Origin of the sequence: Pseudomonas sp. D47 (assembly GCF_045447305.1) — a bacterium.
GTDB lineage: Bacteria > Pseudomonadota > Gammaproteobacteria > Pseudomonadales > Pseudomonadaceae > Aquipseudomonas.
Map to the genome: position 1 here is coordinate 1 of NZ_JBJGXU010000045.1, position 23,840 is coordinate 23,840.

General features: G+C 54.0%; 15 protein-coding genes and 3 pseudogenes. 6 read left to right on the plus strand and 12 right to left on the minus strand.

Annotation, left to right across the window (positions count from 1 at the left end):
- Positions 1–391: 391 nt before the first annotated feature.
- Positions 392–633 (minus strand): annotated as a pseudogene (locus ACI77I_RS23420) (fluoride efflux transporter CrcB); the annotation flags it as partial.
- Positions 634–1,327: 694 nt separating this feature from the next.
- On the minus strand, positions 1,328–4,963 hold the full coding sequence (locus ACI77I_RS23425) for an ATP-binding protein (RefSeq protein WP_406998525.1): 3,636 nt from the start codon (positions 4,961–4,963) through the stop codon (positions 1,328–1,330).
- A gap of 313 nt (positions 4,964–5,276) precedes the next feature.
- On the opposite strand from ACI77I_RS23425, the gene ACI77I_RS23430 reads away from it, so the two are divergent.
- Positions 5,277–5,963, plus strand: a complete 687-nt coding sequence (locus tag ACI77I_RS23430; RefSeq protein ID WP_406998526.1) for a response regulator — start codon at positions 5,277–5,279, stop codon at positions 5,961–5,963.
- Positions 5,964–6,109: 146 nt separating this feature from the next.
- Here the strand turns inward: ACI77I_RS23430 and ACI77I_RS23435 are convergent, their stop codons facing one another.
- A complete protein-coding gene (locus tag ACI77I_RS23435; protein ID WP_406998527.1) occupies positions 6,110–6,499 on the minus strand; it encodes a response regulator transcription factor in 390 nt (129 codons plus the stop codon).
- Positions 6,500–6,781: 282 nt separating this feature from the next.
- Here ACI77I_RS23435 and ACI77I_RS23440 point away from each other — a divergent pair, with 282 nt between their 5' ends.
- Together ACI77I_RS23440 and ACI77I_RS23445 are read left to right on the plus strand one after the other, a co-directional pair.
- Positions 6,782–7,162 (plus strand): hypothetical protein, encoded by a 381-nt coding sequence (locus ACI77I_RS23440; RefSeq protein ID WP_406998528.1) that lies wholly within the window; start codon positions 6,782–6,784, stop codon positions 7,160–7,162.
- 508 nt (positions 7,163–7,670) lie between these two features.
- Positions 7,671–8,381 (plus strand): annotated as a pseudogene (locus ACI77I_RS23445) (protein-disulfide reductase DsbD domain-containing protein); the annotation flags it as partial.
- Between the two features lie 77 nt (positions 8,382–8,458).
- Here ACI77I_RS23445 and ACI77I_RS23450 read toward each other — a convergent pair.
- The 3 genes from ACI77I_RS23450 to ACI77I_RS23460 are packed head-to-tail and all read right to left on the minus strand — an operon-like array spanning position 8,459 to position 12,559.
- Complete coding sequence (locus ACI77I_RS23450) at positions 8,459–9,811, minus strand: transposase (protein ID WP_406998529.1); 1,353 nt, start codon at positions 9,809–9,811, stop codon at positions 8,459–8,461.
- Entirely contained in the window at positions 9,804–11,837 is a 2,034-nt protein-coding gene (locus tag ACI77I_RS23455; RefSeq protein WP_406998530.1) for a transposase, read from the minus strand. The genes ACI77I_RS23450 and ACI77I_RS23455 overlap by 8 nt, the downstream gene beginning before the upstream one ends.
- Positions 11,834–12,559 carry a transposase gene (locus ACI77I_RS23460; protein ID WP_406998531.1) on the minus strand — a complete coding sequence of 242 codons (726 nt, stop codon included), beginning with the start codon at positions 12,557–12,559 and terminating at the stop codon, positions 11,834–11,836. Before ACI77I_RS23460 ends, ACI77I_RS23455 begins: the two co-directional genes overlap by 4 nt.
- Before the next feature lie 953 nt (positions 12,560–13,512).
- Between ACI77I_RS23460 and ACI77I_RS23465 the strand changes: the two genes are divergently transcribed.
- The 3 genes and pseudogenes from ACI77I_RS23465 to ACI77I_RS23475 all read left to right on the plus strand — a co-directional run bounded on the left by ACI77I_RS23465 (position 13,513) and on the right by ACI77I_RS23475 (position 16,066).
- Positions 13,513–15,123 carry a TnsD family Tn7-like transposition protein gene (locus tag ACI77I_RS23465; protein ID WP_406998532.1) on the plus strand — a complete coding sequence of 537 codons (1,611 nt, stop codon included), beginning with the start codon at positions 13,513–13,515 and terminating at the stop codon, positions 15,121–15,123.
- Positions 15,124–15,184: 61 nt separating this feature from the next.
- A pseudogene (locus ACI77I_RS23470) lies at positions 15,185–15,379 on the plus strand (IS5/IS1182 family transposase); the annotation flags it as partial.
- Positions 15,380–15,640: 261 nt separating this feature from the next.
- Positions 15,641–16,066, plus strand: coding sequence for a DUF6957 family protein (locus ACI77I_RS23475; protein WP_406998533.1), 426 nt, complete (start codon positions 15,641–15,643; stop codon positions 16,064–16,066).
- A 152-nt stretch (positions 16,067–16,218) separates the two neighbouring features.
- Here ACI77I_RS23475 and ACI77I_RS23480 read toward each other — a convergent pair whose 3' ends face one another.
- The 6 genes from ACI77I_RS23480 to atpD form a co-directional block, all read right to left on the minus strand.
- Positions 16,219–17,361, minus strand: a complete 1,143-nt coding sequence (locus ACI77I_RS23480) for a TniQ family protein (RefSeq protein WP_406998534.1) — start codon at positions 17,359–17,361, stop codon at positions 16,219–16,221.
- A gap of 273 nt (positions 17,362–17,634) precedes the next feature.
- On the minus strand, positions 17,635–19,467 hold the full coding sequence (gene glmS / locus ACI77I_RS23485) for a glutamine--fructose-6-phosphate transaminase (isomerizing) (RefSeq protein WP_159961249.1): 1,833 nt from the start codon (positions 19,465–19,467) through the stop codon (positions 17,635–17,637).
- A 10-nt stretch (positions 19,468–19,477) separates the two neighbouring features.
- Positions 19,478–20,245 carry a DeoR/GlpR family DNA-binding transcription regulator gene (locus tag ACI77I_RS23490; protein ID WP_049710825.1) on the minus strand — a complete coding sequence of 256 codons (768 nt, stop codon included), beginning with the start codon at positions 20,243–20,245 and terminating at the stop codon, positions 19,478–19,480.
- Between the two features lie 241 nt (positions 20,246–20,486).
- Positions 20,487–21,854 carry a bifunctional UDP-N-acetylglucosamine diphosphorylase/glucosamine-1-phosphate N-acetyltransferase GlmU gene (glmU, locus tag ACI77I_RS23495; protein WP_094949084.1) on the minus strand — a complete coding sequence of 456 codons (1,368 nt, stop codon included), beginning with the start codon at positions 21,852–21,854 and terminating at the stop codon, positions 20,487–20,489.
- Between the two features lie 122 nt (positions 21,855–21,976).
- Positions 21,977–22,393 (minus strand): F0F1 ATP synthase subunit epsilon, encoded by a 417-nt coding sequence (locus tag ACI77I_RS23500; RefSeq protein WP_094949085.1) that lies wholly within the window; start codon positions 22,391–22,393, stop codon positions 21,977–21,979.
- Positions 22,394–22,437: 44 nt separating this feature from the next.
- Entirely contained in the window at positions 22,438–23,817 is a 1,380-nt protein-coding gene (gene atpD, locus ACI77I_RS23505) for a F0F1 ATP synthase subunit beta (protein ID WP_083356001.1), read from the minus strand.
- Positions 23,818–23,840 lie beyond the last annotated feature (23 nt).

Here is a 23,840-nt window from a genome sequence, read left to right on the forward strand (position 1 = left end):
ATAGCCTCGGAAAACCGATCCAATCAGGTATCTATGTGATCACCATGACCTCGCCTTGAGCGTTAACGGTACGATTCATATCCCAGAAGACTCTCCGATGAAGTACTCAGACGGGCCGCGAATGCTTCCTCGAACATGTGCCATGTTCGTACCTTTAATGTGTTGCAGGGCTGAACGAGTCCGTAAAAATCTCGCCTCATCCCTGCCGAAGATCACGTGACTAACGCCGAAATCGATCACGCCGAGGCTACACTCAATAGCTTGGCTCTATCACTAGCATGGAGCTCTGCCCAAAATGCTGAACGACTTTTCTGAGCCATCCATTTGGTAGGTGCAGTTCAGCTCACCAGCAATCAAACCTTCGCGCGGAAACTGCGCTTTGCTCGTGCCCCCAGAGCAGTCTGCCTTCCTGAATCAAGGCAACCGCTTCAGCTGAAAATGTAGAAAAGGTGGTAAGGCCACAATAGAAGCCCGTGATGATCAGAAGGCGCCATTCAGGGCTTAGGGTGGGACGCGCGACTAGAAAGGCGATGGCCAGACCGATGATATAACCCTCAACCATGTTCGCGACCAAAGTGCCTGGAGGAATCGTGGGAACAGGGCGTTTAGCTTCATGGCCAGTAGCCCGAGTATCTAGCTGCTAAACAGTACTCATCGCTCTGTGGGCTGTTGAACCAAAATGACAGCGTCATCGCCCATCACGGTGGCGATCACAGCATTTTCAGTGGGCCAGTTCACTATGACGGTGCCGCGCGGGTGCTGTATTTCAACGCAGATATTCGATGATGATGAGTGGGACTTGGCCCCGGCCAACGGCACGGGTAGATGACTTGGCCGGATGCATACGACGCTTACTACGGCGTGATCATGATTGGTGAAGCGTCAGCCGCAGTGACAGGAAGGTAGGATGGTTACGCGACCAATTGAAGCCGAGGGGCGAGCGCGAGATCGTCTTTTGGCATAGTCGCCAGGAGTCGTGCGACTTAGACTTGTGGAAGCTTGGCAGAAAGCAGCACCTCAAGCTTTTCAATACGCTCTTGGACTGCCCAAGCACGATCCCGCTGAACGCTGAACCTCTTGGCAGCTACTTTCTGTTCTACGTGCACCAGGTAACGGTTGCGGCCGTAGGTATAGCGCATCGTGACTTTTGCTCGGGGCTTCCTACTCGACCGACTCCGTGAAGGTCAGCTCAAAGAACAGCCCGTCGGAGTTCTAGCGTGCAGAGGACTCAACACTTGAGACTTGTCTTATAGTTCAGCGACCATCTTTCCTCAGAACTCAATGCCTCATGAGAACCAAAAATTTTAGGCCTCGGAGATTTGGATCGCTAGCAAGGGCCGGGTGAGGAATCAAGTAACAGCTTTGTTTCAAGCGCGTCAAGGAACTGAAGAATTTCGCCGACAAGACGCCGCTGGTCTTCTACAGGTGTGGCACTGGATGACTCTTCCAGCGTCCGGCACGCCTCGACCAGACACTGATGATTAGCCAACTGCGCGCTGCCTCTGATCCTATGGACCAGTCGAACCATCCCCTCGTGATGGCCCTGCCGCAGTGCCGCAACAAGTTTTTTGCCGTCCTCTTTGTTGGTACACAGGAGTTGCTCAACTAGCGGTCCGTACGCATCAGGGTTCAGCGCGCGAAGTTTCTCCAGCTCGCTGCCGGCACGCGCGGCTGACGACCGGCGCTCGGCTTGCAGTGCAATTTCTGCAAGTAAAGGGGATAGGGTCTCAACACCCAGTGGTTTGAATAGGCAGCGGGTCATCCCCGCTGCCATACAGCGGTCTACGATTTCGTTTTGAGCGTTAGCAGTCAAACCAAAAATAGGGTGCGGGGAAGCAGCTAGATCGCATTCTTGGTCCCTCATTCGACTCGTCAGCTCGTAGCCATCCATGTGCGGCATGTTGCAATCGGTGATGGTCAAATCAAAAGGCGGCTTTGCATCGCTCCATAGTCGCAACGCTGCCTCGCCGTCGTTGCAGGGTACCGCCTCATGCCCCAAGTATTCTATTTGCTGGCATAACAACAGGCGGTTGGGCGCATGATCTTCAGCTACTAGGATTTTTAGTCGGTGGAAAGAGTTGCCGGCTGTAAGCGCACCATCGACATGATTATGTAATGCCTCTGCGGGCTCGGCGTCGAAGCGTAGCGTGAAGCGTGAGCCCACACCCTTCTGGCTCTCAACACTCAGCGCCATGCCCAGCACCTGTACCAGGCTATTACAAATACTCAATCCCAAACCGGTTCCGCCTTTTTGATCGGCGTGGGGACCGGCCTGGACAAAGGGCTCGAAAATTTCTTGCTGCTCTACCTCGCTCAAACCGGTGCCTGTATCGCCAATTTGGATTTCGTACGCGTAACGACCTTCGACTGGCGGTTCCGGCAATTCACGCAACAGCACATAGACCGAGCCCTGCTCGGTGAACTTGACCGCGTTACTGATAAGGTTCGCTACGATCTGATTGAGCATCAGCGGATCGATCATCACCCCTGGATGGAGAACATCCATTACAAGGCGATAATCTAATCGCTTTTTGAGTGCGTTTGGTTCGAACAAACGGTGAACAGATTCAATTAATTGGCTCAGATGGGTAGGACGCGGCGACGCTACCATGGCGCCTGCCTCAATTTTCGACAGATCCAGAATGTCACCTATTAGAGACAGTAGGGACTGCGCCGACTGATGCGCCACCTCGAGGCTCTCCTCCATCTGCTCTGGGCTGGCCTGCTGCAGGCGTAACAACTCGATCAAGCCGATCAAAGCACTGATAGGCGTACGGATCTCGTGACTCATACTCGCCAGAAACGCTGACTTAGAACGGCTAGCTTGTACGGCCTCCTCTTTAGCAATCTCTAACTGAGTGACCAGGTGTTCTCGCTCGGAGATATCCAGCCAGCCACCGATTAAGCCCAACGCTGCCCCGGCAGTATCGCGGTACGGCAGTATCCAGTGGTAAAGCCGGTGATGCTGTCCAAACATCTCTACATCAACATCATTCAGTCTCGGCTGCCCTTGCTTGAGCACATCCATATAAATGTGGTGATGGCTTGAACTGAACTCCGGGGTCGAATGGCTACTTTCTATCAAGGTTTTGCCGATCAGCTCTTCCCGGCTTTTTTTAACGAAATCCAGATAGGCTTGGTTGCAATGCACCAGCCGGGCCTCCTGATCCCGCACATACAACGCTAAGGGCGCACCATCGATGAGCGTCCGGCTAAACTCTAATTGGTTTTCCAGATCACGTTCTGCTTTCCGACGTTTTTGGATCTGCCTGCGCAAGTAGTAAATCCATATGAGAAAAACCAGCCCGAATAGGAGGGCTACGCCGATAATTTGGTACACCAGATCGTGATAGGTACTCCAAGAACTGGCCGCCGCCGGGGGGGTATTGCTGCGCCACCGGTCTGTCAGTCCCTTTAGTGCTTGCGGTGAGATTTGCAGAAGCGCGACGTCCAGAATGTCCTTTAAGATCAGATTATCAGGAGCAACCGCCATCGCGACTCTGGCGTACGAAGGACCAAAGACCGACGCGATATGCAGATCTGAGCGAAAATGCTGGGTAACGAAATAATCGGCGCCAAACCAAGTATGTACGGCGCCGTCGACCTTGCCTTCGGCCAGCATCTCCAGCCCGCGCGTAGCATTGTCAACTGGGACGATCTTGATCTTCGGGTAATGCTGCGTCACCCATTCCGACAGCGGATTACCTTGAGTAAGGGCAAGGCGCATGCCATTGAGCCCCTCAAGACCATGGATGCCTGTTTCAGAGCGGCGGGTGACCACTACGAACGGGCTTATAATGTAGGGTCGAGTAAATTGTCTCGGCTCAATCCAATGATCACCGATTATCAGTGTCGCTAGGACATCCACTTGATGGTTTTGCAGCTGGTTAACCATGTCGCTGACGCTGTCGCTACGTTCGATCTGAAATTTCAGTCCTGTGTAGCGCTCGATCAGCTTTAACAGTTCAATGCTTAAGCCTCGCAGCTGTCCTTTTTCGTCGTAGAAACTCAGCGGCACATTTGCCCCCGCTACTATCAGCTTTGGGTTCGGATGTGCGGCAATCCAAGCCTTCTGCTCTAAGGTCAACGCTAGGGACTGACGTGCCAGAACACAGTCGTCACTCAACCCCCAACTGGACGTGAGTCGTTGCATATCTGCCAAGAGAATAGCAGCTAGTGAACGGTTCAGAGCGTCCAGCAACTGCGGCCGCCACGCACTGACCGCGAAATCAATGTCGGCCTGGGGCGAAACATCCGCGTCGTCAGCGACATACACATCGTCTCGGTAGAACCGTGAGGTCAAGTATTCTGCAGTGATAGCGCCACTGCGCATGGCGTCAACTTGGTTGTACGTTAGTGCGGTCAGGGCTGTCAGGTGATTGGTGTACGAAATGAGGGTGGCCCCGGGGTACCGCTGACGTAGCCGAGAGGCCAAAGCTTCATTAGGCCCGATGTAAGCAAGGCGTTCATTGGCTAAATTAGTGGTGGACTTGTCTCTATCGCTGCTGCGTCTAAGAAGGATTTTACGATTGAGCAGATAGGGAGTAGTGGCATTCACCAAAAGGTTTGGAGCAACAGTCGCGTCATTGAACGCGAGCATATCAACTTCGTCCCGAGCAATGGCCTCTAAAGCTTCGACTCGATTTTTATAACGAAGAATTTTGAATTGCAAACCAAGCATCGGCTGCAGGGTACCCAGAACATCAGCAGTAAGTCCCTCGAAGACGCCGGTATCGTACCCCATATACATTGGCGGTCGCGAACCTCCCCAGATTGCAACCCTCACCGCAGGGGCGCGGTCAAGCCAAGCACGGGTATGAGGCGCGAAGGACACTGGAATCGAGTGTGTTGGAGTGCGCACCAATAACCTCACCTCATCAGCCGCCACGGCTGGCACAACGCCCAGTACCCATCCGGATATAGGAAGAAAAAACCAAGTAAAACACTTAAGTGATAAATTCACGTTCCAGATCCGTTCGGGTAGTAGATAGTCATCGGCACCGGCGGCAGGCGTCGATGGTGTCCAATGAGGGAGGCGCCAGCACGTCTGGCTGGCCGCCGCGAAAAAATGCGCTCCCAGCGAGAATCTGTTCAGATGCGCTTGGCAAAAATAGATTTCTCACGACAGACTATGTCAGATTAATCATCATCCTTTAAAGGCTAGGTGCTCGCACTGATAATGCTAAAATCTGGCAACGCGCCTGAACGCTTTACCCTTTGTTTTCATACGATTGCGGAAACGCGCTCTTGCGGTTCTTTTTCAGAAGGTAGATTTCATGAGGTGGTCCGAGTTAAAGCCGCTGCAAATAGCTCTGCTTGATGATCATGCGCTTATTAGGGACGCACTGAAGGCGCGGCTGTCGCTGGAGCCCACGTTCAAAGTTGCCGGCATTTACTCGACCAGTCGAGGCCTGATGGAGGGTCTGCGCGAGGCACCAGTCGATTTGCTGATTCTGGATTACCAGTTGTCCGATGGTGAAATGGACGGCCTGCGCTTAATCGACTGGCTGCGTAAACAGTACCCGGAATTACGCATTGTGGTTTTCTCATCAATGGAGCGTCCCGCTACTGTGAACATGAGTATCCGCGCAGGTGCCAGAGGTTTTGTGGGTAAATCCCAGGAGTCTGACGACCTGATACGTGCAATTCGAACCGTGGCGCTAGATCGCATATACCTGGCGCCCAATATGGCCAGCGAACTGGAAAAATTACCTGTACCTCAGGACCAGGATGTCGGTGACAGTTTGGAAACTCATGCGCTAGCTAACTTCTCTGAGCTTTCGCCTAAGGAAAGCGAAGTCCTGCGTTGCTGCCTGGACGGCTTATCCGTTTCACAGATCGCCGAGAAATTTTCTCGCAGCCGTAAGACAATCAGCGGGCAGAAACAGTCGGCGTTTCGAAAACTAGGCATCCGAACCGATACAGAGCTGTTTAAGCTGCAGAATCAGCTGGGCTTCTCATAAGGTAATGAGAAACACGCCAGGCATGGCGGTTGAGCCCAGAGGGCCCTTTCCTAACAGAAGCGGTTCATCGAGTTCACTTTTTTCAAGCGCATCCACAATGTCATTTATACCTAATTCTCCTGAGCTATTCGCCTTGCCCAAGAGTGTTAGACAAGGTGAGCAAAATAGGCCCCGCTGGACTTAACAGCAGAAATGGCGTTCAGCAATTCCGACATATTGTCCTGCTTGCTGACGAAACCGCGTGCGCCCATCTCCTGGCAGCGTATTACGACATGCCTAGCGGTCTCTGAACTCAGCACGATGATGCTCACCGGTAGCCGGAGGTCAGTGATTTGTTTGATGACGCCAAATCCGTCCAGACCGGGAAGGCCCAAGTCCAGTATCAGCCAAGACGGCTTAAGTCGCTGTACCAGCTCCAGCACGTCTTCGCCGTTATCTGACTCCGCGACAATAGTGTAACCCTCATCACGCAGCAACGCGCTGACAGCCAGGCGAACAGATGGGTGATCATCAACCACGATTACTTGATTATTCATAAGATGTACTCATTGAGAGTGATGATGGAGTTTACGCATTTTTAAGATTCTACAAATACTAGCAAGGTGAAAATCCGCACTTTTGAGACAAATCCTAATTTATTCACGGCGCAAAGACTTTATTCTTAGCTGCATAAGGGCTTGCACAGAGCAAAGCGACAGCGGTTTAGAATATGTACTGACTGAAAAAAGGAAACTCTTTTCTTATGGCTTGTTACCACTAGCTTTTTTAGCATAAGGCTGGCGCTTAACAAATGATATTGCTTTGAGGTTAAGTAATACATGAGTTTTATTCCAATTCAGCACCAACCTAGAATCCTAATTGTCGAGCGCTCGTTCGAGCTTGCAGTAGTGATAGATAGGATACTTTGCAGCATGCAACAATGGAGGATCTGCAGAGCTTCAGAAGTTGAAGAAAGCGTAGCTTTGAATTCAATTAACAATACGCCCTTTGATGCTTTAATCACCTCGCAATCAATGGCCCGAGGCCTGCTTCAAGAAATACAGGTGCGAAATTTGTTCATCTACAATTTTCAAGCTGCCGCAACGGATTTGCCGCTGGCAGCCATCGAATGCGTCGACCTCTCCACGGGTATCCCTGACTACCGGGCACTGAATCAGTTCATCGGCACGCTACGTGTGAAGGCAAAAGAGTCGATGTAAAACTGAGATAATTTCGGTTGTGAACGCTGGACGATTGTCCAATCTACCGTCCAATATGCGAGTGCATATCCAATCGGCTTCAATCAGATGGCTTCATGGTCGAATTAGACCTAGAGCCGCGCGATCTAGCTTTTCTTTAGCTGCAAAAACACGTCTCCCACGGGGGCGCTGGGCCGAAATCATCCGAATGCCGTTTGAACTGCGTATGTCCGTGATGATGCCGCTGGACAGATTGGGAATCTTATATTAAGAGATTTCACTCAATTCCGCCTTTGCCCTATAAGCACATCGACGATGTTGCTAGGTAATCATCTCGTCGTGTTGGCCGATCAACAATTACATGATCATCTTGTCGAGCGACTATATTAGACTTCCGACCAGCAAAGCGACATTACGATAAATAAGAACGATGCCGATTTATATGCGGAGAAGTCGTCTCGTTAATCACGTTTTAATAGCCAACCGTTATTGTGCAAACCAATTGCTCTATCTATTAAAGGTTTTCCCGATGCATCGATTGTTTCTATTTTGGCTGCTGTTGTTTTCCGGTTTTGCACACGCCGTCAGTCCCTTCGAGCCCAACATCGAATTTCTTCCAGCTAAAGAAGCGTTCACGTTTACCTCCTCACGTTTGGATTCCGGCGAAACACAGTTGTTCTGGCAGATCGCCGATGGCTATTACCTGTACCAGCAGCGCCTCAAATTCGACGGTCTTGCCGAAGCGCAAAATCCCAAGCTGCCGGAGGGTGAAGACCACAGCGACGAGTTCTTCGGCCAGCAGCAGGTGTATCGTCAAGCGCTAGAACTGAAGATTCCCGCCGGCGTCACCGGCAAGATCAAGGTGGGCTTTCAAGGCTGCGCCGATGCCGGCCTGTGTTATCCGACCCAGACGCAAGTGGTGGACCTGGGCGGCACTACCGCCGCGTCGGCCGTCAATGAAGCGCCTGATCAAGCGTTGGCCAGCGGCCTGCAAAAACGGGCTTTGGTCTGGAGCCTATTAATATTTTTCGGCTTGGGACTATTGCTGGCCTTCACGCCATGTTCCCTGCCAATGCTGCCAATCTTGGCCGGTTTGGTGGTGGGCAGCGGGGCCGGGCAGAGGCGCGGTCTGGCGCTGGCGGGCAGCTGCGTGGTCTGCATGGCCTTGGTGTACGCCGCGATGGGCGTGCTAAGGGCTCCAAACGAGCTGATGCTCATGGGCTCGGCCGAGCAAGTGTTGCCTGCGCTGTTGCAGGCCACACCCTCTTCATAGGACTGACAATGTCTTGGGAGTACACGCGACCGCTTTCGTAGCCCTTACTTTGCAGGCCCTCTGGGCTTAGGTGATCCTTCGGACTCTGATAGCAGTCGGCTATACGCATCCTCTAAGCCTTCCCGAGTTTGCGCGGGCAATGCTGGTTTCTTCTCTCGCTTGGGCGTCGAAGGGAGATTGGACGGTGAACCCGGTGGATGGAGCTCCTCGAAAGTCTTACGCTCCTCGGCTGTAAGGGATGAAACAAAAATCTTCTCGCTCACCCGTGCAGCTCGATCGTCCTTGGTGAAGCTCAACACGTTGGATGGCACCGGCACCGGGAACGGACAACGAAGGTCAGGCCTGCCCCCGGTTTTGCTCTTATGAATGCTGAGACGAATTAGCTCTTCGACGTCGTCCCTACTGCTGGAGTAGGCGGCTGAAAGGTATGCCTTGTTGACGTCCTCCAAAGTAATCGTATGGCGACGGGCTGCACGGGCTTCAAGATACGCCACCTTGATCAGTTGAACCGCCAGACGCTTTATACCGAACGTCCAGCGATACAGCTCATGTACCAGGGCACTTGGATCTGCAGATACGCGCCCCCCGCTCACCCGTATGCATTCTAGAACATATTCCTTCCAGGCCTTCGAGTCAGGATGGTCCGGTAGCATGATACGGGGTTCAGAGAGAAGCCGTTGCTTGTCCTCACTATTCCTTGTCAGCAATTTGTGACCCAGGCTGTAGTTGGCCACATAGATCATTGGAACCCCAAGCCCGGCCATGGTGAGGAGAATATCCGTAACGCGGGCCACCCCTTGACCAGTGCTCTGATGCTGCATCTCTTCGAGCATCATTAGTGATACACCATCACGATTCACCCTACGCCGGCACTCCGTCAGTAGCTTTGATGTATTCGCTCTAACTCCTGTCGCGTCGCCACCGAGGAAGTCTTCCAACAGCTGCCTGCCGCCAGCCTTACCCCTGGCGCTGGCGTACCAATACGAGATCAATATATGAGGTTCGTGGTAATGAGCGGATGCATAAGGTGCAGGTCCAGGCATCACCTTCATCAGCGCACTGATAGTTTGGCTCTTCCCAACCCCTGCAAGGCCGGTGAGGCAGATAGGAAACGCCTCGTTCTCCGGGGGGTGATACAGCCGCCGCTGATATTGCTGGTCCGTGGAAAAACTCTCAGCCGAAAAGCTGCGCGCACGATCAACGCTGTCTTTGATGAAGTCCAAAGAAAACTGGTTGGGAAGGAAAATCGTCTTCAGTACCTCTGACAAACGCTCAGCGGCCAATGCAGGACTCAACTCCTCAAGCCCGGCTACCGGATCAGGTTGCACTGTAATCAAACTCCGGATATCAGCCAGCGTGTCCAGCCCGTCAAAGCGCGCAGAAAAGATGTTAGTCATTGCCTTTCCCCATCAACCGCTTCTGGTCGGCGGCATCACGCTCAGCAGCTCCGCCCTTCGCAGGGCGCCCAGGCTTGCGGATACCACTGTCCCAGGCCTTGCCAGTGGCGTGAAGAAATTGGGCATTGCGATCCTGAAGGATTGCGGGCTGCTCTTCACGAAGCTGCGCATTGCCGCGCAGCCGATTCTCATTGAGCGCCTGAAGATCCGACAGCGAAATGTCGACGCTGCTGGGATGGACGCTCGCTGGCTTTACAAAGTCCAGCTCGTACAAAACACCTTCTAATTCGACCCAGATATGTCTGACACACATGATCATGACATAAGCGGTTACCGGTATCTGGCCATTGAACGCAATCCGGTCAAAAACTTCGGTTCCAATCAACTTCGATGAATTGTATTTACGACCGTAAAAATAAACGCCACTCCTTTTGATGTGCGCCGGACGAGGAGTCAGAAATTCTCTCACTGCGTAGTCAAAACTCACCTCCGTGCCGGAATCGTAACCAAGATCACTATAGAATTTGTAAATGTTATGTGGCGTGGGACTGAAGCCCACCTCCAACATCTCAGGCGTCATCTTCCCTTCAGTACCTGAAGCATGGTTATCGTAAATAGCTTGCAGAATATGCCGCTTGCATATCTCTACAAAGTTGAGAGAGCTATGAAAGTGTGTTGGCTGATCATTGTCAGATTTGGTCCTAGGATGCGACGATTCAACCGTTGCTTTCGACTGACCCGAGTGAGTAGGAGTCAGTTCAAGTCTGGATAACCAACTCATCATTTCGCCACGGGCCACTGCTTCTGAACGAATCGGTACGCCCATGGTAGAGCCTGGTCCACGGTCAAAGACGATGTTTTGCGGCAGTCCGTAAGTGGGCCAGTCTTCTTTTCTGATCGTCAGGCCAAACAACGATGCAAATTTGACCTTGCAAATGGCCATTGAGAACAGGGCCATGCGGTAGGCTTCCATGGTTTCTTTGTTTTCGGAGAAACCCAAGGCGACTACAGCACCAGACTGGCCACACACCCCTCGAACTATACAGGCCGAATCCATAGCGGATCCTTCGAGCAAGCCAGATATCTTGCCTTTGGGGTTATAGCCGTCAAATTCAACAAGTTGGTTTACATTGACCAAGTCATGGGAAAAGCTTCCAACAAACCCGGACTTAGCTCGAGCCCCACTGGTACCTCTACGTGCCTTCCTATATGCCTTGGTGCTTATCGCCTGACCAAGGTAGTAATCGTACTGTCCTTTTGTGGGGAAAGGCTTACCTTCGGGGTGATAGAACTTCTTATTTCCTGCCGATGTTGTAAAAGGAATACAACCGAATTCACCCACCAGCACGGCACCAAAGATTTCAGCGTCAGATTTAGTTTTATCGTTGTATTTGATGAACCCGTCCAGGATAGAAGTCTGCATTTCGGCCGTAGCAGGAGATCGGGATTTACGTCCTGACTTTGGCGGCCTTCCCAACATTTGCCCGTCTGCGGTCTGTTCCCTTTTGCCTCTACCGCAGCGGTCGAACTTGGGCATAAGCGCCCACTTCGAGCGGCCGAACACCAGATAGCTAAAAAACCAAAACCTCAACCGGGCTGCATTCTGAGAAGGTGACTGATTGGCAGCATGAGCGTTGATGATCGATTCGGGATTGTCGTTCGAGAGGATCTCTTCAGCATGATCTACCAACTCCGCTATGGCGAGGTAACGCTTGTTAACCATTTCATCGTAGCTTTTCGTTGCCCTTACCCGATCTTTTTCCAATTGATCCACTGAAATGCCCCGGATGGCCATTAACCAAGGAGGTGTGGCGTCACTACCGCATTCCACAAGATCACCATTGGTCAGGGCCAGATCAAATTCAGGCCGGGAAAGCGTTAGCAAACTCGCAGTGGTGCCCTCTTCATCAAAAAATACAAGGCGTGCCCTGTTTGCCCTGCCGTCACCTGCAAGGAAATAGTATTCGACATCCTTCGTCAGCCCTTTGAATCCTTCAGGTGCTCTCAGCTTAGAACCAGTGATCATTCGGAAAGCCCGGCAAAAAGTGAGCTATAGACCTGCAGAACATCCGGCGCATCCGTCACCAATGGATGATTGATAAGGATCGGGTCAAACAAACTGACCGGTAGTTTGCGCTCCCATATGTCTTTGTAGATCTTCGTCAGAAACAGATCACGCCGCCCCCACCGCTGTCCGTACCTCAAGGCAACGGACGCTACTGGTCTCCCTTGAGTGACACAGTCTTCGATGTCGTGTGAGAAATCCTCGAGAAGATTTGATTCGAGACTGATCTCGCGATCATGGTAGCCATACAGAAGATCCAAGTTGGCCACTAGGACTGGATCCAGCAGATCCCTGGAAACCCTCACAGTCCTGATGCCTGCACTGTGATAGTAAATCTCTTCCAAGGCGTGCCGTAAGCGAGCTTTCTCGCGGTTTTCTTTCTGTTTCGCCAAGCTTTTCAAACTTCCCCGAGCGACCTCATCAAAATCCATCGCATTCAACTTTACCGTCCAGTTCACGGCATAGGGGTCCGAGCCTTGCGGCTGGATATAGAGAAGCAGATCGCCCAAATAGGGGTGGGGAACCCTCTGGCGCTCACCATCATCGTAGGTCACGACAGCTGTAGCGTGTTTGAGACCGATTTCCTCTGCAACCAATGATGTTCCCTTCACTGGCAGAAGTTTCAGCCCAGCAGCTAAGGGGTTTCCTTGAAGTGGATGAACTTGTGGAATGGGGCTGAGCATTTTCTGCTCATGCAACTCGAACACGTCGGGGTTATAAAGAGCCAGTTGTGCGAAAATTCTTTCAGGGGTAGAAAGAAGATGCAGTGCTCGTCCAAGCTTCCTGCTATTAAGGCGGCATATACGAGAGCCCTTGGGCGCTTCACCAGGGACCGCATAAATTCCGGATAAGTAAATATCTCCCCATTTGAAGCGGCCTTGTCGACCTATTATGCGGAGTAACGATTTCTTTAGATCCACTTATGTTATCTACCATCCATTCAATCCTTAGCAGGTGACGAATAACAGTCCACCTACATCGGTTGAATAAGCTATCCAATAGCGCGGGCACGGCGATAGCTACACCACGCGCAGTATACTTTTCTGGAGACGAGCGGAGCCGTGCAGGGCTTGACGCCCTACGCGAGGGGATAGACAATGGATTCGTCAGGAGTCGAAAGCTGACTTATCCTCAAAGGCCCAAGGTCACACTTGGGCCTTTGTCTATCTGGCTCCTGGGTTTCTATCCAGATTCCATGTTGTTTTTCCTCAGGCTTCAGTAATAGGCACTTAAACTATCTCGTTTGAGATAGCTGCGCTTTGGCAGTAACCTCGACGTTAATTAGGTAAAATTTGCATCAGTTATTTGTAATGCATCTTCAGTTTCAGTACTGCCTTTAGTAAACGTCACTTAATGATGCATGGTACCGCCGAAAAATGTCGGTTGACAACTGGAATAAAACATCTAAGTTGCGCCTCCGCCGGCGCTTTTTTACTGACTTCCCAGTGTTTTCGGTGCTTGGAGCGCCAAAAACCGGCATGCATAGATGACCCGGTAATTAAAAAAATTTGGTAAATCCCCCCAGTTATGGGACCTACGATTCGTGAATAATCGTCTACCTGTTTAGGCGAAATTGATCCGTAGCACGAGTAGCCGGCCGCTAAACTCATTTCCTCTGTTTCCGCTCGGAGGCCACATGAGCGTCACTTCAGGTCACGAATGGGTGAGTGGGCAATTCCCTCGGCTGGACTGGCTACCCGACGAAACACTATTCAGCCTATGCAGTCGACAGCATCTGGTAATGGGTAACCTAGACCCTGCGACTACATCGACTGCGATGTTGGGCCTATCTGAGAAATTTATAAAGCATGATATTCCTTGCGGCATAGCAGCTTTAGAACAGAATGGATTTCATTATTGGGGAAACGCTGATTCGATTCTCTTACATCACACAATATTCTCAGTATTTGTACCGTTCCAAAATAAAATCAAAATTGAAGATGCAATAATAACTATAAAAAGCGATCGAATTGATTCACTTAAATATCGACTTGGTTTGGTATCAAGTGGTTTTGGCGCTGAACACCCGTTGAAAGCATGTACGTGTTGTATGCGCGAGGATGTGTACGCCCATGGTATAGCTTACTGGCACCTCACACACCAATATCCAGGTGTGTTGATCTGTCCACGCCACCAAGCTTGGCTCATGGTATCCACCAAAAGTAGGCGGTGGTCAGGTAGGTTTGAATGGTCGCTACCTACCAAGGACTGCTTGATCCATCAGGCCTGCTCACAGAAACTGTGGTTACGCCCGGTTTTCCTGAACTTGGCAAACAATGTCATCGATCTTTCGGTCATCGGCAGAGTAATGTCCCTCGAGTCCTGCGCCGTCGCTGCGACCTATCGAACAGCTGTGCTCCAAGGGGGTAGATCTGCATCGCTGCTTGATCGCATAGAGCCGCTTCGCCGCTTTCATCTGTTTGAATCATTGCCGCAAGATGAGAAAAGCACTGAGTCATTTATGAACCAGCTTATCCGTACCCCCCGCAGAAGCATTCATCCTTTGAAGCATCTGGTGCTGATTGATTGGCTATTTGATGACCTGCACTCGTTCCTAGAGTCCTACAAAGCTGAAGTGGCCAGATCAGCCCAGCAAGTGGCAAGCGCTCCATCGCGGGCACCTGATAAGCGAGTCTCGCTATCAAGCTCTCCAGCCAAAAAAGCTCTCAGGCCCAAACGACTAAAGGGCCAGGTCAAGGAGGAGCTGCTGTCAAAACTGGCTGAGGGCGTGTCGAAACAGGTGCTTTGTGACGAGTTTCAAATCTCTGTCTCCACGATCAATAAGCTATTACGTGCCCATCCAGCGACCTACGCCATGGCACTTAAAGCGAGGCACTGCCGCGAGATTGATGAGCACAGGAGTCAGTGGCAACACTTGCACAGTTTGTATCCTGAATTGGGAGTTCAGGCTTTGAGGGACACAATGCCTCCTCTCTACGCCTGGCTTTACCGAAACGACAAAGCCTGGCTGATAGCCGAAGTGCAAACCTTCGCCAAACCAGCGCACGTGAACAAACGACATGTTGACTGGGAGGCCCGGGATTATCGGCTACTGAGCATGTTACAAACGGCGTGCGAATCGATCGCTTTACCGCAGCGCGGTCCGGCCACAATGGCCCAGCTGTACGCCATGATCCCCATGCTATCGACTTGCCTGGAAAATCGGGGCCAATACCCCGACTCCAGAGTATACCTGTCTACGGTGCTGGGTCGCTCCAAGCCGCAAGACCTCCCCGTCCAGGGATAGGGCATTAATGCACCCGAGCGTACCTAGCTAAGGTCGAACAAGCTTGACGACTACGACCTCTGAAGTCCCCAATCACTCGACGTTTTCCAAGAATCGACACAACTGTTTTCGGGACAGTGATCTGTTTCGCTGGCTGTTTAATGAGGTACTGCGTCGCTGCATGAACGCAGGCCTGCTCAAGGGGGATGGCTTAGCCGTGGACGCCAGCATCGTCACAGCGGATGCGAGTCGGCAGCGTGGCACACCGGGCGAAGAACCGGTGTTACCGCAAGCACCTGAATGATCCATTTACCGAAACTTTACTGATTCTGGCTCCTAGTTTGCAAACCATCACCAGAGTTAGTTTTTTTGCCGATCGGGTTGGATCAGCGTGGCATCGGCCCCTGGTTCAATGCGGCATCAGCCTGCGGAGCAAGCATTAAGGAGTCCTTTTGACATTTGGCATGAACACTCTCAACATCAATCTGAATGACATCGGCGGTCGCTCTAACACGACTGCTCACGCATAAAGAAATAGATGGCCAATCTCCAAGAGGGCATTGCGCACATGGACCTCGCACGACTCGAGCAACTCGTAAGCGGACAGGGAGAGTGCGTCAATGGCTGCGACCTGTCAGCTGAGGACGCTGCCATCTTTGTGCAGGACAAATTTTCGCATTATTCGTTTTGCCTGGTCCAAAACTGGACGCTGCTCGAGCTGGAAGCCTGCAACGAAGAGTGCGATGCTCTTCGTTCCCGTGGCTTGGAGCCAATGGTCGTCTATGCGCGCAGCGTCGTACTCGATAGTCGTGAGCGCTTTAATCCTGGAGACTGGGTACGTAGCTCCTTCCAAATGAGCTACGACGACACAGGACTCTTTTTTACCAAAAACACGTTGTATGTTCTGCTCGGTAACGGCTCCCGGCAGAAAATCACACTTAGGGATCTTTTGAGCTTGAAATGAGCTTCCCGGCAGCGCGAATCCAATGCACAACTCTTGGACACGAAAGGATTGAACGATAGGTTCAGCACGTGGCAGCGCCCTGTCACCCACCCACCACCCAGACACCGCCGTTGATCTATTCGCTTGAAGATCCATCATCTACAACATGTGGATCAGGAGCGAGTCGAGCTTGTGCCCGTGTTGATTCTGGGTATGCCTGGCAAGGGCAGCACCTGCTTGGGCTTCATCCGCCTAGCTCTGCCATTGATCGGGGCAGAATTGCAGCATGGATATACCATCGGCCGTAGAGTGTGAAAGCCCGCTTGGGTGAAGGCGGACGCAGAATGAGGACTCGGATGAGGACAGGACCAGTGCCCAATCCCACTAAGGTAGTCCTCCTCCACAAAATGTGGATATAACCGTTCTTCCGCCTGATAGGTATTCCAAAGCGAATCTACAGTTCGCATTTGGCGATCATACGAGGCCGCATTAACCAGGAAATCATCACAGGACTCGTAGACTAGGATAATCGCCTCCAAGATTCCCCAAATCTCCCGTGAGTCTATGTAAGGTGAGCGAACAGTTGGCGAACTCTCCGGTGGCTGGAGTATGCGGCCCATCTTCTTCCGGAGCTCCAGAACCTGAAGTGCAACGTCGCCGGTCATAGTCGGTAAAACGGTTTCCGCCTTGTCATGCAGAGCGCGAGCAGCGGCCAGATACGAAATGACCTTCTGCGTCGAACATAGCCGATGGAATGTCACTGCACGTCGAAGCGCCAGCGCATCCAAATTTGGAGTTGAAGGCGCTTCACAGAGTTGCCTGCCTTTACACCCTCTCCACATCACATCCAGGCTGTGCCCCTTATAGGAAAAGGGCCTTTCGCAGAAGTGGCAACGCTCTAAAAGGACCGTGTTGTGTTTGTGGCACACCGTCACCTTAGGATAGGTGTAGCGCCTCCAGTAGGAAAACCCCTGGCTTTCCAAATCCTCCCTGACACAGTCCGGGCAGTAAGCAGAGCTGAGCATGTCTAGGCGGGAGGCCTTCGAAGCGTACAGAGGTCCAGAATAGGAGATGTCCTGGTCGACCTTGATAACATGCTTCGCTGCCAACATTGTGTGGTTGTGAACCAACCGGTTAAACCCGTAGCAGCCTCGCCAGCCTGTAAGTCCAGCAATTTTTCGCAACTGCTTGGTGTCGAAGGAGCTGCGAGGAGACAGATCATCTAGTAGCGAGCGCTCTGGCGAGTACTGATTGATATGAATTGTTCGTATCACAAACGAGATGAGGGATTCATCGGGCTGGATCTGCAAAAGCATCAGAAGGTCCTGAGGTTGGCTGCGGCCGAGTGTAGGCACCAAACGAAAAACGCTATTGCATGAGGGATGCCGTGAAACGGCTCCCTGAAAGCTGCGACAGTTTTTTATCTTCTAAACCACCGGAGAAAGCGTCACTGGCTAGTCAACCGGAGGATCGGAGGCGCCAGCGACAGACTTTATTTAGTTCCGACAGACTTTATTTCGTAGCTTCACATAGATGCATTTTCCACCTATCGAGGTGTCCGGTTTCATTCGGCCACTACAGGTGCCGTATTACTCCACCGTCACCGACTTCGCCAAGTTACGCGGCTGGTCAACGTCGGTGCCCTTGAGCACAGCCACGTAGTACGACAGCAGCTGCAGCGGGATGGTGTAGAGGATCGGCGACAGGGTGTCGTGGATGTGCGGCATGTTGATGACGTGGGTGCCTTCGCCATTGGTCATGCCGGCTTTTTCGTCGGCGAACACGATCAGTTGGCCGCCACGGGCGCGCACTTCCTGCAGGTTGGATTTGAGCTTTTCCAGCAGTTCGTTGTTTGGCGCGACGGTGACCACAGGCATGTCGTCATCCACCAGGGCCAGTGGGCCGTGTTTCAGTTCACCGGCTGGGTAGGCTTCGGCGTGGATGTACGAGATTTCCTTGAGTTTCAGCGAGCCCTCCATCGCGACTGGGTATTGCGCGCCACGGCCGAGGAACAGGGTGTGGTTTTTGTCGGCGAACAGTTCGGCGACTTTTTCCACGGTGCTGTCCATGGCCAGGGCTTCGCCCAGGCGGGTCGGCAGGCGGCGCAGTTCTTCCACCAGCGTGGCTTCAACACCTTCGGCGAGGGTGCCGCGCACCTGGCCCAGGGACAGGGTCAGCAACAACAAGCCAACCAGTTGGGTGGTGAAGGCTTTGGTGGAGGCTACGCCAATTTCGCGACCGGCTTGGGTCAGCAGGGTCAGGTCGGATTCGCGCACCAGGGAGCTGATACTGACGTTGCAGATCGCCAGGCTGGCGAGGAAGCCCAACTCTTTAGCGTTGCGCAGCGCAGCCAGGGTGTCGGCGGTTTCGCCGGACTGGGAGATGGTCACGAACAGGGTGTCGGGCTGCACCACCACTTTGCGGTAGCGGAATTCGCTGGCGACTTCGACCTGGCACGGGATGCCGGCCAGTTCTTCCAGCCAGTAACGGGCAACCATGCCGGCGTGGTAGCTGGTGCCGCAGGCGACGATTTGTACGTTGCGTACTTTGGCGAACAGCTCGGCGGCTTGTGGGCCGAAGGCGTTGACCAACACTTGGCTCTGGCTCAGGCGGCCTTCCAGGGTGCGTTGCACCACGGATGGCTGCTCGTGGATTTCCTTGAGCATGAAGTGGCGGAATTCGCCTTTGTCGGCAGCTTCGGCGCCGTCGCGGTATTGCACGGCTTCGCGCTCGACCGAATTGCCGTTAACGTCCCAGATCGCCACGCTTTCACGGCGGATGTCGGCGATATCGCCTTCTTCCAGGTACATGAAGCGGTCGGTGACCTGGCGCAGCGCCAGTTGGTCGGAGGCGAGGAAGTTTTCGCCCAGGCCCAGGCCGATCACCAGTGGGCTGCCACTGCGTGCGGCAACCACGCGGTCTGGCTGGCTGGCGCTGACCACAGCCAGGCCATAGGCGCCGTGCAGTTCCTTAACGGTAGCCTTGAGGGCGACGGTCAGGTCGCCGAGGTCCTTGAGCTTGTGGTTCAGCAGGTGGGCGATGACTTCGGTGTCGGTGTCCGAGGTGAACACATAGCCCAGGCCTTTGAGTTGCTCGCGCAGGACTTCGTGGTTTTCGATGATGCCGTTGTGCACCACGGCCAGGTCACCGGAGAAGTGCGGGTGCGCGTTGCGCTCGCACGGCGCACCGTGGGTGGCCCAGCGGGTGTGGGCGATGCCGAGGCGGCCGACCAGTGGCTCGCCGAGCAGCGCTTGCTCCAGCTCACTGACCTTGCCCGGGCGGCGCATGCGCTCAAGCTTGCCGGCATTGGTGAAGACGGCCACACCGGCGCTGTCGTAGCCGCGGTATTCGAGGCGCTTGAGGCCTTCAAGCAGGATGGCGGTGACGTTGCGTTCAGCGACTGCGCCTACAATTCCACACATGGTGTTTCTCCTAGATGATTGCCGCGCATATCAGCGTAATGCCGCGGGCTTGGATCTGGTCGCGGGCCTCAAGCGGCAGGCGATCATCGGTAATAAGGGTATGGACGCTGCTCCAGGGCAGTTCCAGGTTGGGAATCTTGCGGCCGATCTTGTCGGATTCGACCATCACCACCACTTCACGGGCGACCTCGGCCATCACGCGGCTCAGGCCCAGCAATTCATTGAAGGTGGTGGTGCCGCGCTGCAGATCGATGCCGTCGGCGCCGATAAACAGTTGATCAAAGTCGTAGGAGCGCAGCACTTGCTCGGCAACCTGGCCCTGGAACGAGTCGGAATGCGGGTCCCAGGTGCCGCCGGTCATGAGCAGCACCGGTTCATGCTCCAGCTCGCTCAAGGCGCGGGCTACGTGCAGGGAGTTGGTCATCACCACCAGGCCAGGCTGATGGCCCAGCTCGGGGATCATGGCGGCGGTGGTGCTGCCGCTGTCGATGATGATGCGTGCGTGTTCACGCAAACGCATCACCGCTGCACGGGCAATGGCGCGCTTGTAGGCCGAGATGGGTTGGGCAGCGTCGCCCACCAACTCCTGGGGCATGGTGATTGCGCCACCGTAGCGGCGCAGCAACAGGCCATTGCTTTCAAGAGCGGCCAAGTCCTTGCGGATGGTCACTTCCGAGGTTTCGAAACGCTTGGCCAATTCGTCCACGCTGACTTCGCCCTGTTCATTGAGCAAGGTCAGGATGTTGTGGCGTCGTTGGGGTGTATTTCGTTTCGACATGGCGATGATAAGTTTCGTTTCGAAAGATAGCGAAGGCAATCAAAACCTATTGGTGAAAGATCGTCAAGCGCCGGACTGCAAATTTTTGCAGGGCGCTCGAAGACACCCTCAAACAAATGTGGGAGCTGGCTTGCCTGCGATAGCGGATTGTCAGGCGACATCCATGTTGAATGTCAGACAGCTATCGCAGGCAAGCCAGCTCCCACAGGGAATAGCATCAGTTGGTCGGGTTGTGGATAACTCAGGTCTTCTTGATTTTGACCGGGCGTTTCCAACCGTCGATGTTGCGCTGACGGGCGCGGGCTACCGCCAGTTGAGACTTATCCACATCCTGATTGATGGTGGAACCCGCAGCGGTGTTGGATCCGTCGCCGATGGTGACGGGTGCAATCAGCGAGTTATTCGAGCCGATGAATACGTCCTCACCGATCGTCGTCTGATACTTGTTCGCGCCATCGTAGTTGCAGGTGATCGCACCCGCACCGATGTTGCTGCGAGCACCGATGACCGCATCACCGAGATAAGCCAAGTGGCCTGCCTTGGCATCGTCGCCCATGCGCGCGTTTTTCAGTTCAACGAAGTTACCCACATGTGCCCTGGCGCCCAGCACGCTGCCGGGACGCAAGCGCGCAAACGGGCCGGCATCGCTGCCCTCGCCCATCACTGCACCGTCGATATGGCTGTTGGCTTTGATCACCACGCCTTTGCGCAGGGTGCTGTCCTTGATCACGCAGTTCGGGCCAATCACCACGTCGTCTTCGATGATCACGCGGCCTTCGAGGATCACGTTGATGTCGATCAGCACGTCGCGGCCTACAGTGACTTCGCCGCGCACATCGAAACGTGCCGGGTCGCGCAAGGTTACGCCTTGGGCCATGAGGCGGCGGCCTTCGCGCAGTTGGTAGTGGCGCTCAAGCTCCGCAAGCTGCTTGCGGTCATTGGCGCCCTGCACTTCCATCGGGTCATGGGGCTGCTCGGTGGCGACCAGCAGGCCATCACTCACGGCCATCTCGATCACGTCGGTGAGGTAGTACTCGCCCTGGACGTTGTTGTTGGACAGGCGGCTCATCCAGTCAGCAAGATTATTGGCAGGGACGGCGAGAATCCCGGTGTTGCCTTCGGTAATCGCGCGCTGCGCTGGCGTGGCATCTTTGTGTTCGACGATGGCCGCAACCTTGCCGTCGGCGGTGCGCACGATGCGGCCATAGCCGGTGGGGTCATCCAGCTCAACGGTCAGCAGGCCCATCTGGCCGGGTACTACCTGCTTGAGCAGGCGTTGCAGGGTTTCCACTTCGATCAACGGCACGTCGCCGTAAAGGATCAGCACGGTGTCGGCGGTGATGAACGGCACGGCTTGCGCGGTGGCGTGGCCGGTGCCGAGTTGTTTGTCCTGCAAAACGAAATTCAGGTCATCTGCGGCCAGGCGTTCACGCACCACATCGGCGCCGTGGCCGATCACCACGTGAATCCGCTGCGGGTCCAGTTGCCGGGCGCTGTGGATAACATGGCCGAGCATGGAATTGCCCGCGACCGGGTGCAGCACTTTGGGCAGGGCCGAACGCATGCGGGTGCCCTGACCTGCGGCGAGAATGACGATTTCGAGAGACATGAATGGCTACCAATCCTGGGCGGTCCGGCTTCAGACCAGAGAAGTGTTTTGCTAAAAAAGAAAAAGGGTAGCCGAGGCTACCCTTTTTAATCAATCGCGCATAAGCATGACGGCGTGGCCGCTTACTTCTTGCGCAACTGCTGGAGCGTGCGCAGCTGAGCTGCAGCCTCGGCCAGACGTACAGCAGCAGCGCTGTAGTCGAAGTCCGCGCCCTTTTCGTTCAGGGCCTTCTCGGCAGCCTTGACGGCTTCCTGAGCGGAGGCTTCATCCAGGTCGCCAGCACGTTGCACGGTGTCGGCAAGTACCTTGACCATGTTCGGCTGAACCTCGAGGAAACCACCAGAGATGTAAAACACCTCACGTTCCCCGCCTTGCTTGGTCAGAGTGATCGGACCTGGCTTCAAGCTGGTGATCAGCGGAGCATGACCCATGGCGATACCAAGATCGCCGAGGTCGCCGTGCGCTGTTACAAACTCTACCAGACCGGAGAAAATTTCCCCTTCCGCGCTGACGATATCGCAATGGACTGTCATAGCCATCTGATTGCCTCAACCTGATGAGCGCCCGTTGCCGGGCGCCGGGATTACAGTTTCTTGGCTTTCTCGATCGCTTCTTCGATGCCGCCGACCATGTAGAACGCTTGTTCTGGCAGGTGGTCGTAGTCACCGTTGAGGATGCCTTTGAAGCCAGCAATGGTGTCTTTCAGGGAAACGTATTTACCCGAGGCACCGGTGAAGACTTCAGCCACGAAGAACGGCTGCGACAAGAAGCGCTGGATCTTACGAGCGCGGGATACCAACTGCTTGTCGGTTTCCGACAGCTCGTCCATACCCAGGATCGCAATGATGTCCTTCAGTTCTTTGTAACGCTGCAGCACGTACTGAACGCCGCGAGCGGTGTCGTAGTGCTCCTGGCCGATCACGTTCGGGTCCAGCTGGCGCGAAGTCGAGTCGAGTGGATCGACCGCTGGGTAGATACCCAGGGAAGCGATGTCACGGGACAGAACGACGGTGGCGTCCAAGTGGGCGAAGGTGGTCGCAGGCGATGGGTCAGTCAAGTCATCCGCAGGTACGTATACCGCTTGGATCGAGGTGATCGAACCTTCTTTGGTCGAAGTGATACGTTCTTGCAGAACGCCCATCTCTTCAGCCAGAGTCGGCTGGTAACCTACTGCCGAAGGCATACGGCCCAGCAGTGCGGATACTTCAGTACCGGCCAAGGTGTAACGGTAGATGTTGTCGACGAACAGCAGAACGTCGTTACCTTCGTCACGGAACTTCTCGGCCATGGTCAGGCCAGTCAGTGCTACGCGCAGACGGTTACCCGGCGGCTCGTTCATCTGACCGTAAACCAGTGCCACTTTGTCCAGAACGTTGGAGTCCTTCATCTCGTGGTAGAAGTCGTTACCCTCACGAGTACGCTCACCCACACCGGCGAACACGGAATAACCGCTGTGCTCGATGGCGATGTTACGGATCAGTTCCATCATGTTTACGGTTTTGCCTACACCGGCACCACCGAACAGACCGACTTTACCGCCTTTGGCGAACGGGCAAACCAAGTCGATAACCTTGATGCCGGTTTCCAGCAGATCGTTGCCACCAGCTTGTTCGGCGAACGAAGGTGCTGGGCGGTGAATGCCCCAGCGCTCTTCGGTGTCGATTGGGCCAGCTTCGTCGATTGGGTTACCGAGTACGTCCATGATCCGGCCCAGGGTCGCTTTACCGACCGGTACGGAGATGGCAGCGCCAGTGTCCAGAACATCCAGACCGCGCTTCAAGCCTTCGGTGGAACCCATTGCAATGGTACGAACCACGCCGTCGCCCAGCTGCTGCTGAACTTCCAGAGTGGTGCCTGCATCGCTTTGTACTTTCAAAGCGTTGTAGATGCTCGGTACGCTGTCGCGTGGAAATTCCACGTCGATGACGGCGCCGATGATTTGAACGATACGTCCGCTACTCATAGCTGGATCCTCTGAATATTTGA